10 protein-coding genes are annotated in these 13,634 nt (G+C 51.3%); 2 read left to right on the top strand and 8 right to left on the bottom strand.

Going from position 1 to position 13,634, the window contains the following annotated elements:
* Positions 1-165: 165 nt before the first annotated feature.
* On the top strand, positions 166-1,350 hold the full coding sequence (locus tag L1285_RS02380; RefSeq protein WP_235410843.1) for a cellulase family glycosylhydrolase: 1,185 nt from the start codon (positions 166-168) through the stop codon (positions 1,348-1,350).
* Positions 1,351-1,389: 39 nt separating this feature from the next.
* Here L1285_RS02380 and L1285_RS02375 read toward each other — a convergent pair whose 3' ends face one another.
* From L1285_RS02375 to L1285_RS02365, 3 genes are all read right to left on the bottom strand, one after another.
* Positions 1,390-1,686, bottom strand: a complete 297-nt coding sequence (locus tag L1285_RS02375; RefSeq protein WP_235410842.1) for a hypothetical protein — start codon at positions 1,684-1,686, stop codon at positions 1,390-1,392.
* 175 nt (positions 1,687-1,861) lie between these two features.
* Complete coding sequence (locus L1285_RS02370) at positions 1,862-3,031, bottom strand: PQQ-binding-like beta-propeller repeat protein (protein ID WP_235410841.1); 1,170 nt, start codon at positions 3,029-3,031, stop codon at positions 1,862-1,864.
* 245 nt (positions 3,032-3,276) lie between these two features.
* On the bottom strand, positions 3,277-4,302 hold the full coding sequence (locus L1285_RS02365) for a fibrinogen-like YCDxxxxGGGW domain-containing protein (protein WP_235410840.1): 1,026 nt from the start codon (positions 4,300-4,302) through the stop codon (positions 3,277-3,279).
* Between the two features lie 321 nt (positions 4,303-4,623).
* Here L1285_RS02365 and L1285_RS02360 point away from each other — a divergent pair, with 321 nt between their 5' ends.
* On the top strand, positions 4,624-9,072 hold the full coding sequence (locus L1285_RS02360) for an AMP-binding protein (RefSeq protein WP_235410839.1): 4,449 nt from the start codon (positions 4,624-4,626) through the stop codon (positions 9,070-9,072).
* A gap of 57 nt (positions 9,073-9,129) precedes the next feature.
* Here the strand turns inward: L1285_RS02360 and L1285_RS02355 are convergent, their stop codons facing one another.
* From L1285_RS02355 to L1285_RS23815, 5 genes are all read right to left on the bottom strand, one after another.
* A complete protein-coding gene (locus L1285_RS02355; RefSeq protein ID WP_235410838.1) occupies positions 9,130-10,362 on the bottom strand; it encodes an MDR family MFS transporter in 1,233 nt (410 codons plus the stop codon).
* A 243-nt stretch (positions 10,363-10,605) separates the two neighbouring features.
* Positions 10,606-10,953 carry a S41 family peptidase gene (locus L1285_RS02350; protein WP_235410837.1) on the bottom strand — a complete coding sequence of 116 codons (348 nt, stop codon included), beginning with the start codon at positions 10,951-10,953 and terminating at the stop codon, positions 10,606-10,608.
* Between the two features lie 111 nt (positions 10,954-11,064).
* Positions 11,065-12,438: a winged helix-turn-helix domain-containing protein gene (locus L1285_RS02345; protein ID WP_235410836.1), complete on the bottom strand. Its 1,374-nt coding sequence runs from the start codon at positions 12,436-12,438 to the stop codon at positions 11,065-11,067.
* Positions 12,439-12,522: 84 nt separating this feature from the next.
* Positions 12,523-12,936, bottom strand: coding sequence for a VOC family protein (locus L1285_RS02340; protein WP_235410835.1), 414 nt, complete (start codon positions 12,934-12,936; stop codon positions 12,523-12,525).
* A gap of 461 nt (positions 12,937-13,397) precedes the next feature.
* Positions 13,398-13,628: a M13-type metalloendopeptidase gene (locus tag L1285_RS23815; RefSeq protein WP_328284993.1), complete on the bottom strand. Its 231-nt coding sequence runs from the start codon at positions 13,626-13,628 to the stop codon at positions 13,398-13,400.
* Positions 13,629-13,634 lie beyond the last annotated feature (6 nt).

Raw genomic sequence — 13,634 nt, 5'->3', positions numbered from 1 at the left:
TGACACAATTCCATCCAATTACAATACTTAACAATCAGAATTAGACTAAAGTCTAGGCCTGGCGTGCGGTTTTTCCATTATGTTGGATAGGGTCCGGTGACGTTTTGAGCGCACTCATTGAGCTTGGCGCGTCACAGGACCCAACACATGTAAAGGAGACCGAATATGAATAACAAGCACTTAATTGCCATTGCACTGACCGCCGGATTGGGATTCAGCCAGGCCTATGCGGCAAGCTGCCAGGGCGTTAACACCTACCCGGACTGGACACAAACAGACTGGCAGGGCAATCCCAGCCATGCCAATACCAATGACAAAATGCAGCATCAGGGCAAGCTTTATCGCGCCAACTGGTGGACCCGCTCGGAGCCTGGCAGCAGCTCAGCCTGGCAATACCTTGGCCGCTGCGACACTGGTAACCAGCCTACTCCGGTTGAACGCTATGGCAAACTCAGCGTCTGCGGCACCGGGCTGTGCAGTGAACAGCAAGAAAAAATCCAGCTGCGCGGCATGAGCAGCCATGGCCTGCAATGGTATGGACTAAACAAATGTTTAACCGATGCCTCGCTGGATGTACTGGCCCAGGATTGGCAGGCAGATATTGTTCGTCTTAGCATGTACGTGCAAGAAGGTGGCTTTGAGACCGATCCGGCAGGCTTTACCCAACAGATGAACACCCTGATCGACATGGCCAGCCAGCGTGGTTTATACGTATTGGTAGACTGGCATCAGCTCAACCCGGGCGACCCGAACTTTAACCTGGATCTGGCTAAGCAGTTTTTTACCGACGTAGTCACGGCCAACAAGAACCGCAATAACGTGATTTATGACATTGCCAATGAACCCAATAACGTCAGCTGGACCGACGTACGCCGCTACAGCGAGGAAATTATCCCGGTGATCCGCGCCATTCAGCCCGACGCGTTAATTTTGATCGGCACCCATGGCTGGTCCACATTTGGCGCATCAAGTGGCGGCAGCGTCCAGGACGTATTAAACGATCCTGTCCCGTTCGACAACATCATGTACACCTTCCACTTTTATGCAGCATCACACACAGACTATCATCGCTCGGTACTCGATCAGGCCTCTGATGTACTGCCCGTATTTGTCAGTGAGTGGGGCACGCAAAACTACGACGGTGACGGTCCGAATGACCCACTCAGCTCACAAAAATACATTGACCTGATGAAACGCAAAAAGATCAGCTGGACCAACTGGAATTATTCCGACGATTTTCGCAGCGGAGCAGTCTGGCAAGATGGCACCTGTGATACTCAGAATTTTGTCGACGGTCAGCTTAAAGAATCCGGTCGCTGGGTCAAAGACTGGATCAGCGAAGGCAGATAGTCGCATAGTGCTGCCTGTAAGTTAACAGGCAGCGTTTTATCAAGATCCAACTATCAGTTCAAAGGGCGCGCAGGCCGTGCCCTGATGATATTTCAGCCGCCATTGTTCACCAGTTAATACCCAGACTGAACAACGCTCAGCAAAATTACACGCTTCACCCTCTTCGTCGACCAATGCGGACTGATAACGCAATAAACATACGCCCGGTGCCAAAGTGTTACAGCAGTAACTTTGTGAATGCACACGCTGTTGAGCACGGTCTTCCTCTCCCATCATGGCAACGATGGAATCCAGTGTGTAACGCCTGCTACATGCCGACCTCCGAGAATTCGACATGTAGCAGGCGTTCAATGGCAGCGCGATAGTGTCGCGTATGATGTTGATGCAGCTCGATTTCTTGTGCAATCAATATGTCCATAATGTCCTCCTTGGGCATAATTGTGTAGCGTATTAGTGTGCGCTCATTGCATATTAGAGTGCGCCATCAAAGACCTGCTCGCCAGTTTAGAGCTTATTCCTCAAAAACATGAATATAACCGTCCAAGTCCGGCACGATCACTTTGCCGTAGCCAACCGCTGGTGCACCATAGACGCCACCGTGTACAAAGCCATCAATGGCTTTGGGTTGATACTGCCACTGCTGCTGACCAGTCTGACCATCTACAGCAAAAAAGCCTCGCTGCGTTTCAAACCAGCCAGGTTCATCATGGCCCGTTGCGCCAATGTACACAGTACCATTTTTAACAACTGGCTGACCCCAGCTCCAGCCGCCAGTTTCGAATTGCCAGGTAAGCGCACCGCTGCGGGCATGAAATTTATTGAGTAAATTGGAATCTGAACTGCCGATGTAAAAATGCTCACCATCTGCGGCCGCCGTTGCCGACGATTCCACCCAGGAGCCGCCGGCATAAGCCTGCTTCCAGAGTAGCGCACCACTTTGCGGATCAAGGCCATACAAGTGGGTGTCACGAGAGCCAATCACCAGCACATCATCCACTATCAATGGGCTGGAGGTCAGCGCGCCCTGTGTCTCGTATTGCCACACTAAGGCGCCGGTGTGTTTGTTGAGTGCATAGACAGAGCCGTCCCAGCTGCTGATAAAGACAAGCCCCTGATGGTGCGCGGGTGTGGCGCGAATTTTACCCTCGGTTTTAAAGCGCCACAGCACCTCACCGGAGGTTCTGGCAAGGGCATAAAGATGACCGTCGCCGCTGCCAATAAAGACTTTATTACCCTGGACCAGAGCACTGGATTTAGTGTAATCAAACTCCCACGGCGCGTGATTGGCGGGCAGAATGCGTTGTACATCGGCATCGTTTAAGCTGGTGCGCCATAGCAACTTGCCCTGCCAGCGGTTTAGCGCATACAGATAGCCATCATCGCTGCTAAAAAAGATCTGATGCTGTTTTATCGTCGGTCTGGAGCGCACCAGGCCAGCGGTTTTGAACGACCAGGCCAGCCTGGGCTGTTCAACATTCAGTGCGTACAGGTGGCCATCGTCACTGCCAAAATACGCGGTGTGGTCGCGCAATGTAATGCCTCCCCAGTTTTCTCCTTTAACCTGATAACTAAACAGATAATCGCCGCTGGCAGCCAATGCCGTCTGAGCGACATCATGGCTAAGCCCGGCAACCAGCAAACTGGCCAGTCCAAGTTGTTGCAGTGTGTTTATTGCGTTCATGGTGTTCTCCTTCTGTGATTTGCCATCACCCTGGCGCACAACACCTAAAAAAGTCCTGAAATCACTCTGAAACCTTCTTAAAGATCCTTAAAGTACTTATTTAACTACTTATTTTTAATAATTGACGACATGCTAAAGAGGTTTAAATAGAATGGAGCGCACACAACTAATGCAATTTGTAAGGTTGAAACCTCAGCAAACCTGCCAGGTTGTGCCTGCTGAGGTAAATATCGATGTTTAGTGGTTTATCTCATCCAGAGCAGCGCCCATCGACTACCATCTGGACCACCGCGATGGAAGCAACGTGCCGAACCGAGCGCGCCTGAGGCGTAGTTACCGCGGGCTACCCAACAGTCTATCGTGCCATGAATATCAGTTTGCCAACCCACAACCGTTTTCGTGGTTGCACTGGTTAGCTTGTCAAGCCCCATACATCCTTCGACTACCTCATCGGAGACGTAGCTACGTCTGCAAGCCGGCACATCACTATAAGTTGGCATATAGCTCGCTCTGTCTTCATAGCCCCATGAATAGCGGATATTTTCAAGCTCCAAAGTTGTCATGCTTGTACCATAAGCGCTTTTACCTTCGGCACAGCCAGCACTGCTACAGGCAACTTGTTCTCTTACATCAAAAAATGGACTCAGATCGCCCTGGAACAACCAAGTAGACTGTGGATCTACCGCTTCGGTGCCCGGCCCGGGAGAGTATTCAGAAATATGTGCTTTGCCTCCCGGCGTGTTTTTGGCATAGGCACCCAGTAAGGTCCAACCACCCCCATCGGTCGTCATATCACAATAAACAGAAATCGTTTCGCCACCGCTGAGTATGTCATAAACACCATCGCCATTGCTGACTCCGGCTTTGAGGATTTCATTACAGGACGCATACAAACCCGGTGTGCTCGATTTAAGCTGCCAATCGCCTTTTTCGCCTGTATTCGAGAACCATACTCCCGCGTATTGTTTGTCACTGACTAAAGCCCCGGTGAAGTAGCGGATCTCACTCGTTACTTTATCTGTAGCTGTCCAGTGGATCAGCTTTTCCTGAGTCGAAACGTTGCCGGATACAACATACGAAGATTTTTCAGCTATGAAGTGACTCAGCTTACCCGCAAAAACATAGTCTTCAGTTTCGAGCTCAATGAGCTGGCCATCTAGCACACGGTCAAATTCAAGTTTCGAATTATCACCAATTATGCTACCCGCTTGAGCTGTGAAAACCGATGCAAGTGCCGCAGTGGCAACTAGCTTGGTACTTAGTATTTCCATATTTTATTCCTTTTTTATTTTATATTACAAAGCATTATGCTTGAAATAATCATACCCAGCTTATTCGGCTTAAACAATCAACTTGCTTCAGCATGCTCAATTAACAGTGTCACCAAAGCTGCTTTATGTCGGTAAAATAAATTAATATGAATTTATTTATACCGCTTCACATTCTTTGCGCATTTTCTTTCTAGCTTTAAAACAAGCAAGGCGAACAGACGCTTTGATTACATTTTGGCACCGTTTCACGACACATCAGACCAGAAGACTGAGTTCTGAAGGCAGTCACTGAACGGGCACCGCCACAGAAGGAATATTGAAATGAATGACTTAACAACCAAACAACGGGCCCTGAGCGCGTTTAAATCTCGTGTTATTTCGCAACTGGGCTGCGATGAGCTGGTTCACGAGCAGCTACAAATTGCCACCGACAGCGTACTGAACCCCGACACGCTGAAATACCACATTGGGGGCTTGTTTCACCTGCAAGGTGACTTTTGCCCACAAGACCTGATCAAGCAGATCACCTTAGTGTTTAACCACCTGTGCGGTGAAAGCGAGCTGGACTTGGATATGACCCAGGCGCTTGCGGATAAGGCACAGGCCCGGACATTTGCCGAGCAGTTTAAACAGCGCCCGTTTGACTTAGAGCACGGTGCCCTGGTGCGCATTGCACTGAGGCCTGCCTTACAGGGCGGTTACTTTGTGGTACTCATTGCGCATCATATTTTGCTCGACGGACTCAGCCTGTACCGGCTGTTTTGTAAGGCACTGGCCATGTTGCCTTTGTCGGTCAAAGAGATAACCACCGAGCTGGCACAAATGCGCTATCACAATACGCACAAACACACAGCCCGACACCTGGCATTTTGGCAAACATACCTGCAAGACTTACCCGACTTTATGTTTGACTATATCCCGCCCGCTCAAGCCGGCACGCAAACCCTCAGCGCCCACTTTTCGGTGCCCAGCACACAGATACAGGCACTGCACAGTTTATGTCAGCAGCACAATGTGGGTTTTCATGTTTACATTGCTCACCTGCTGGGTGAGTTTTACCAGCATCATTTTAACCAATCCGTAGTGGTGGGATATGCGCTGAACAATCAGCGCCGCAATCAGCACAACTATGGTATGTCATCCAAAGTGCTGCCACAGATAGTGAAACCTGCCGGGCAAACCTTTATCGAGTCTATCAAGACGCTGCAGTGGGACTTCAATCAACTGTTCCGTAAAAGTCAGGTGCCCATTGGTGAGATAAATCAATGCGCGGCGGTGTCGGCCAGCGCCCGCACCCTGGTATATGATGTGATGATCAACTACCTCAACCCTGGCGCTTTGATGGATATTGACGGCGTCGACCTTGCCAGTGAAATGCTGGTGCAGTCGGATCACAGTCACCCGATTTCTGTGAACCTGGTGCACAATGAACATAGCAACATGGAAGTCATGCTCAGTGCCAACCCAACCTTTATTGCCCCAACGCATTTACAACAACTTGCCACATTGCTGGAAAACGCATTGCATCTGGGCGCGCAGCAGACCTTGCAGTTTAACGCAACTGAAAACCGCGCAGTTGAAGGCTCAGTTGAAGAGACATCCACCGCACCACAGTGGCAGTTTATGCGAGGCAAGTCGCACCCGTTAACCCCTGCGGATCTGCCTGCACAGGTGATTGAGGCCCTGAGCAAACAGGCACCGGCAAGTATCGCAATCTGCGATCATCAGGGTCAGACGTTCAGCTACCAATGGCTGCAAGAGCGTCAGCAGCGCATTGCGCACTGGTTACTGGAAAACACCTTAGCGCAACACAATGTGGCGGTGCTGATGGAACACACCGCAGATATGGTGGCAACTATGCTGGCGTGTTTACACACAGGCCGGGTGATCGTGCCCGTCAATGCCGATGCCGACGTCAGTTACGCACAAGACATTCTGACCCGCGCTCAGGCAGCTTGCGTGATGGTGGACGACCCACGCTGGGCCAGTGCCCTCAGCCAGTTTAACGTTACTAGTATTGAATCTGTCTTTGATGCGCCAGTCAACGCGTCAAAGCAGGCGCATAGCCAGGGGGTATGCCTCGATTCACTGGCCTACCTGGTCTTCAGCTCCGGCACAACAGGCGTGCCCAAAGGCATTATGCTGGCACAACGCACCCTGGCGAATCTGTGTTTGCACCATCGTCTGGACCCTAATTTATCTGCACCGGCTCAGGTACTGAACACTACGGCGCTTGGGTTTGATGTGGCTATCCAGACCTTACTCACCACACTATGTTGTGGGGGTACTTTGCACCTCACCACGTCAAATGTGCGTAAAGAAGCGGCCAATATTCTCGACAATGTTGCCAGCAATCACATTTCCAGGCTAATAGTCACCCCAAGCTTGCTGCATATTCTGGCGGCGCAGGCCAGCTTTAGTACCCACACATTTGACACACTGGAGCAAATCATAGTATCCGGCGAGCAAATGGTGATGAGTGAGCAGGTGCGTACCTTTTTAAACCGCTCAGGTGCCACCTTAATCAATCAGTACGGGCCTGCCGAAACACACGTGGTCACCCAGCACAGCCTTCATGATTTGGCCGCGCTGGCCAATGGCGATGCCGTGCCCATTGGCCGACCTATTTGCAATGTCAGGTTGGCGATACAACAAAATGCGGAGCTGAATAGTGACAGCCAGGGAGTCTTGTACATCGGCGGGCCCAGTGTAGCACTGGAGTATATCCAGGCGCCGCAACTCAGCGCCGAGCGTTTTGTTCACTTGCCAGTACCCGCCAACTCAGCCCTGTTTTTCAACAGCCGCGACCGGGTTATCACCTTACCCGGAGGCAGACTGTTGTTCAGTGGCCGCGAGGATGATTCGGTTAAAGTGCGCGGCCGGTTTGTGAACCTGAAAACCGTTGAGAAACTGTTGATGGCCATCGACGATGTGGCAGAGGCCTGTGCAACAACCTATCGCAGCCATGGCGTGATGCGCTTACTGGCGTTTGTCACCTTATCTGGCCAGCGCAACGACGCAGTCGCCCTGAATATTCGACAAACCCTGCTCGATAACGCACCAAACTGGCTGGTTCCGGATACCCTGGTACCCCTTGAGTGCTTTCCAAGAACCGCCAACGGCAAAGTCGACACCAAAGCGCTGCTGGCCGAGTTTGAGCACATGCAGCAAACTTGCGCCCCAGCGCAGGCAGAGCATGCAAATCCTGTAAGCGAAATTGAGCAACAGGTGCTGTCGGTATTGGCGCAAAAATGCGGAGTTCATCCGCACACTCTGGATGAAGACTTGCGCACCTGTGGCATGGACTCACTAAGTATCATTATTTATATGACTCACTTGTCTGAAACCTTTGGCCTGCAACTGAATACCGACGACTTTATTGCCCACCCCAGCGTCGCGGCCATTTCTGCTCATATTAAAACGGCTCAGGCCAGCGCACCGGCCACCGCTATAGCGGGTCAGAAAGTCAAAAAGCTCGGTAAAAAGCATGCGCCTGCCACATTCACACAAAGTAATATTTTTCGTCAGTGGCAGCAGGGTAATTTGTACAATATGTTTCAGTGCTTTGCAGTACATGGCTCGGTGTGCCCCGAGCGAATGCGTCAGGCCTTCGCCCGGCTGGTGTCCAATACAGGCCTGTTTAACAGCCGCTTTGAAATGCGCGACGACACACTGTGGTGTTGCAGCAATGACGCCGACGTGATTAACCCATTTGAACATCTTGATTTCAGTCATCTGGCGCACGAAGCCACACATGAAGCGCTGGAGCTGCAGTGTAGTCAACAAAAAAGCCATCGCTTTGCACTTGAACAGGGCGAGCTTATTCATGCGCAACTACTTACCTTAGGGAACAAACAACAGTATCTGCTGTTGAACATTCATCACATCATTACCGATGCGGTTTCCAACATTAATATCATCGGCGAGCTAAAGCGTTATTATGATCAGCAAGCTGACAACCAACCCGATACCGAGACGGTGGACTTTTTTGACTATGCCTGGGAAGAGCAACGCTTCTTCTCCTGCGCTGAAGGTCAGCAAATTGTCAGCGACTATCAGGCCGAGTTTAAACACCACTCCCCTTACCCTAAGTTTAAACACCTCAACGGTGCACTCTGGACACCCTCGCTATATCACACTCAAAACTGCACATTGCCTGGCTTTTTTGCACACTCCGCCAGCCAAAACGGCGTCAGCCAGATCCAGTCACTGATAGGCGCTTTGTGTGAGGTTTTCTCGCCGCACCTGATGACGCCTGAGATCCTGATGGCAGTCACCTTTACCGGCCGTACTTCTCGCGAAACCCGCGACATGATAGGACCACTGTATAAAGTCGCGCCGCTGCTGGTTAAGCCCGACGACGCCCTCGATTTCAGTGCCTCGGTCGCCTCAGGAGTGGCCAAAATCTACAATGAGTGCGTGCCCGAGTTCACCCAGGTTATTGCCGACCCCGCACTGAGTGAGTATCTGCCTTACTTCAAGCTCAATTACATCACCAACAGTAATCAGCTACTGGCGCTCGACTTTGATGGTTTTGAGTTGCAACCCGAAGACCACGGCGATCAGGAAGATGTGATAAAAAATATGGGGGTCTCACGCCGGGTGCCGCTAAATATTGTGGCGGTGCAATCCGGTGAGGACCTGGTGATGCACTGGCATTACGTGGCAGGCGCATTGTCTGATGCGATGATAACCAATATGTGCTCGGGATTTGTCAGACTACTGAGTGATGCCGAGGCGTCTGCCCCACTACAACGCTGCGCCAAGTAACGACTAGGCGCTTAGCACCACGAAAAAAGCGCGGCCTTATACAGCAGGCCGCGCTGCTCATTCACACCTCGACACTGCACGGGGCGCGCCTTTTAACTGTAGCTGGGCAATTTTATAAAACGCCAGGGCGACAAAAGAGGTGAGGGTTGTCAGTACAAACAAGATCACACCGGTTGATAAATCCAGCACCAGGCCGCCTAAAATGGGCGCAAACGCATAGCCCAGAGAACATAATCCCGCAGCGCCAAAATAGCTGGCCTTCAGGTTGTCGGGTGCCAGCCGGTCGATATACACATTGATATTGCTGAACATAATCGCTTCGCTCAGGCTCAGTACAATCATGGCTACTATCCAGCCCCAGGTATTGTGAACATCGTTCAGCGCCATCATCACTTGCGACACCGCCAGAATGGCGCCGCCCAGATACAGCCTGTGCTCAATAGACCAGTTGCGCATCAAATGCAGCAGCGGAAACTGGCAGACAATAATTACCGTGGAATTAGTAATGATCACCGCTGAAATCAACCACGCAAGCTCAGGGACGTCAGCGCGGGTAAGGTACTGCACCAGACTGGTGTCGCACTGGGCATAAACAAAGTACACCAGTGTCGTTGCCACCAGCACCACCAGAAAAGTCCGGTCTTTATTGAGGATCTTCAGCCACTGTGAAAATTTTGGCGCCGACTGTGTAGCAGGTGTTGCGCCGTCACGTCTGGGCCTGAAGTAGAGCAGGGCCACCAGCAAGCCAAGGTAAGACACCGCGGTGTAAATAAAGCTAAACTGCTCACCATTGAGCCCGGCCCATAAACCATAAAGTGGCCCCAGAGCCGCCCCCACATTGACCAGAAAGTACAACAGGTGCAGCGCCAGTTCGCGGTCTTTGGGGTTGGCCAGCTCTTCGGTGAGTAAAGCTTTGCTGGGCGCTTCCCACAGAGTACGTGGCATACAGGCCAAAAATACCGCAACCGCAAACAGCCATAACGCATTAGCCAGCGCCAGCATGGCAAAAGATATCACCCCCACCAGCACTGCGACATAGAGCATGCGGGTGCGACCAAACCTGTCTGCCAGATTGCCGGTATAAAACCCCAAAAACACCGCCAGCGTTGCCGAGCCGGTTAGCAACAGCCCGACCTCAGTGGCACTGAGCCCATAACTTTCGTACAACATCACCGCCAGAAAAGGCCAAACCATGTAGTAACTGGCGCGCACAAAAAAATTGCCGATCAACATCACCCAGACCAGCGGCGTAAAGCGCGAAAGCTGCACTGGTAAACTACTTATATCCATATTTATTCCTTTTATCATTGTTATTGTGGTGGCCAGACTAATTCCTCAAGTTAAGTTTAGGTCAAGCTTAACGCACGCTATTTGTTCATATTATTGCGCAAGATTGTGCAAATAATAAAAAAGGCTTGGCGCTTAAGGTGAAAAATGCGGCCATTGAAGCCGCACAGGTTGGGAGTCAATCGAGACAGGCTGTTACCTTCATAGGGATTAGCCTTAAAGAGCGTGTCCTTAAAGAACCGGCCCTTACAGAGAGTTGGTTACGCTCAGAGCTTTGGTCACAAATTCCGTATTGCTCAGGCCTTGTTGGCTGACAGCCAGGTCGGGCTGCACCGGGGTCATTTGCTGTTTGCCAGACGGGCGGTGCAGAATAAATCGCGGAGCAATGGTGCGTATGCCGGTATGCTTGAGGGTCAGAAACTGGATCCCACCGCTTTGCGAGCTGCGCCCGCCTGCTGGCGTGCCTACCAAAGTTGCAAAGCCATAGTCCTGAACGGTGTTGGCAAACAGCACCGAAGATGAATAAGTCAGCGGCCCTGTTAAACATGCCTGACTCCTTTGCTTTATGGTTATCGTTTTTGTACTTACTGACATTTGCACGTTACATGCCAGAAAATAAACCCATAAAAATCATAAGAATAATAGATTAAGTCTTACCTGACGGACGGACAGCGGACAGTCCGCGGACAGCCACAAGCCAGGACACTATTTGTCGGACAAATGTAACTGCCGCATCAGACTCTGATAGGGCGAATAGTCATGCAAAGGGGTAAAAACCGGGTCAACCGCGGCCCATAGCATAGCCTGCTGACGCGCCTCAAACGCCTGGTTCAGATAAGTGACAGCAAGCTCGCGCTCACCTGCCATCACGGCATAACGCGCCAGTGACATGGGCGGGGTGTAATGACCAATCTCTGCGCGCAATGGATCTTCGTGCAACAGCCAGCGGTAAACGCCGGGTAAGCCAGCGCGATTAAATGCCGACTCAGCCTGCGCGATTAATTGCGGGCTGTAACCGGCATCCCGCATCACCCATATCATCTCGGCAAAGGCCTTATCGTACTCACCCAGCTGCTCGTAGACCGTGCGCAAACAGGTATGATAAAAGCGGTTGCTGTCGCTGTAGGGCTGCAATTTAAGCAACGCATTCAACGCCGCTTCATGGCGCTGGCTCATGGTGTATACCCAGGCCACACTCTCGCTGGAATAGCCATTGGGCTCTAACAAACGGTACTGCTCAATGTGCTCAAGCGCCCCCTGAAAATCGCCCCGCGCCAGCAAATACTGACCATACCAGTGATGCCCTTGCGCGCTGGGCAACGCCGCTTTGAAATACTGCCCGGCAGAGTGAAGGTCGAAGTCGATGAGCATGATCAGCTGTGCCATCAGCAGATTTGCCTGTACATGCTCCGGGATTTTCGCCAAAACCGATGTCAGCAGCGCATGGGCACGGTTGCGATTACGTACGTTACGCTGTGGATCGGCGAGTAGCTGGCGCAAATAGGCATCCGCCAGCCATACTTGTGGTTCTGCCAAATCTGAGCGGGTTAACGTCAGCGGTTGTAACAGGGCAATACTTTGCGCAATGGCGGTGGGGTCGTTATTGAGCAGGTAGCGGGCTTTTTTGAAGTTTTCGGCCTGTTCGGGCGACAGTGGCTCGGGTGCTGAGGAGGCACTAAACTGGCTACCCAGTAACACCACGCCAAGTAAGCACAGCGCCGCCGAGAGTATCTGATAACGCGGCAGCAGTGGCTTATCCTCACCGATTTGCGGACCCACCCAGCGATAACCCACACCCGACACCGTTTTAATGTACCTGGGTTGCTTAACGCTGTCGCCCAACAACTTGCGCAAGCCATTCACCGTGACATAAATGGCGTCTTCACTGACCACGCGGCCCGGCCATAAAGCATTGAAGATCTGCTCTTTTGTCACATCCTGGCTGGCATGTGTCATGAGCAAAGTCAGCAGTGCATACTGCTTGTCATCCAGCGAGATCACCCGCTGACTGCTATGCAACTGCTGATGCTGATGATTAAGCACCCAATCTGGTTTGGGAATGATATTGACCGTGGCCATCCCGGCAGCCTCTGATAGAACCCTTTCTGACTACCGATGATAAGGTAAATTTTTTGTAAAGTCTCGTACCGATTTATCGTTCGACTAATCGCTGTTGCGCTCAGCGGGTATATCACTCAGATATTCAACGAATTCCACCTCAAATCCGGCCGGATCGATAAAGTAAACATTTTTACGATGCGGATGCTGTGCCCCGTCTTTATCCACCGGATACCCGGCCTGGTTGAGCCGCGCTATAACTGCATCCACCGAGTGCACCACATAAGCAAAGTGCGCCAGCCCCACCGAGTGACCCGTGAGCTCACGGTTGCTGCCCTCACCATGATCGCTAAAGGCAATATAGTGGTAGTCATCGCCAAAATGCAGCCAGTTTCTGGCTTTGCCGTGCCAGCTGCCGCTGCCCTCGCTGCGTACATGCCAGTGTGGAAAAGCTGCCCGGTAAAAATTGAGTGCCTGTTCGATGTCGTCAACGACTAAATTTACATGTTCCAGATACATAACACGGCTCCTTATTTATTCTGCATTGTGGTGTTGAAAGTACGCAGCAACTGCGCGGTAAAAGACGCTTTGGTGAGCATAAACGTTTGCATAATCTGACTCCTTTTTTAATGTGCAGCCAAGATAAAACCTTAAGTTAAGTTGAGGTAAAGCGTTTTTTTAAAGTTTTTTGCAGATCGGATTGCCATGATTTTCTGCCGGCACATATTACTCAAGGTGCAGCCTTGCTCAGCGCAAAGAAAACTGCGCTGCCAAACAGCGAAAATAAACAGGCCAAGTTGCAGAAAGTGATTTTGTGCGGGCTATTACTGAGTGCACACTATGACGGGGGCTTGCAGGCAGGCTAGCCAATATGGCCAGCTTTTTGGGGCTTGCTAAAACTCGTTAAAACAACAACCCCAGACCCTTACCAGCGGCTGTTGCTTCAGGTTGATGCTTTGAATGAATAGGCTACCAGATCTTTACGCGCTCGGCGGCCGGTAAAGCTTATCGCCCTCTTTCACAACAAACGCCTCGTAGAAAGGCGTAAAATTAGACAGCGGGCCATTGGCACGGAACGCCGCTTCGTGCTTTTTAGTCCGCCAGTTTTGCGCAAGGCCAATAAAAAAAGCGTTGCTCGGGCGCCCGTGAAGGGCGAAGCAAGACCGAAACACCGTCTCGCAGATTGCTGAGGTGAGGTCATGGGCCCACATGAATGT

It is taken from the genome of Pseudoalteromonas sp. DL2-H2.2, from assembly GCF_021532535.1.
Lineage (GTDB): Bacteria > Pseudomonadota > Gammaproteobacteria > Enterobacterales > Alteromonadaceae > Pseudoalteromonas > Pseudoalteromonas rubra_A.
This window is presented reverse-complemented; position numbering and strand designations above follow the sequence as displayed.

Coding starts and splice junctions, on each gene's coding strand:
- L1285_RS02380 (WP_235410843.1), top strand. CDS start 166: ATGAATAACAAGCACTTAATTGCCATTGCACTGACCGCCGGATTGGGA.
- L1285_RS02375 (WP_235410842.1), bottom strand. CDS start 1,686: ATGTCGAATTCTCGGAGGTCGGCATGTAGCAGGCGTTACACACTGGAT.
- L1285_RS02370 (WP_235410841.1), bottom strand. CDS start 3,031: ATGAACGCAATAAACACACTGCAACAACTTGGACTGGCCAGTTTGCTG.
- L1285_RS02365 (WP_235410840.1), bottom strand. CDS start 4,302: ATGGAAATACTAAGTACCAAGCTAGTTGCCACTGCGGCACTTGCATCG.
- L1285_RS02360 (WP_235410839.1), top strand. CDS start 4,624: ATGAATGACTTAACAACCAAACAACGGGCCCTGAGCGCGTTTAAATCT.
- L1285_RS02355 (WP_235410838.1), bottom strand. CDS start 10,362: ATGGATATAAGTAGTTTACCAGTGCAGCTTTCGCGCTTTACGCCGCTG.
- L1285_RS02350 (WP_235410837.1), bottom strand. CDS start 10,953: ATGTCAGTAAGTACAAAAACGATAACCATAAAGCAAAGGAGTCAGGCA.
- L1285_RS02345 (WP_235410836.1), bottom strand. CDS start 12,438: ATGGCCACGGTCAATATCATTCCCAAACCAGATTGGGTGCTTAATCAT.
- L1285_RS02340 (WP_235410835.1), bottom strand. CDS start 12,936: ATGTATCTGGAACATGTAAATTTAGTCGTTGACGACATCGAACAGGCA.
- L1285_RS23815 (WP_328284993.1), bottom strand. CDS start 13,628: ATGTGGGCCCATGACCTCACCTCAGCAATCTGCGAGACGGTGTTTCGG.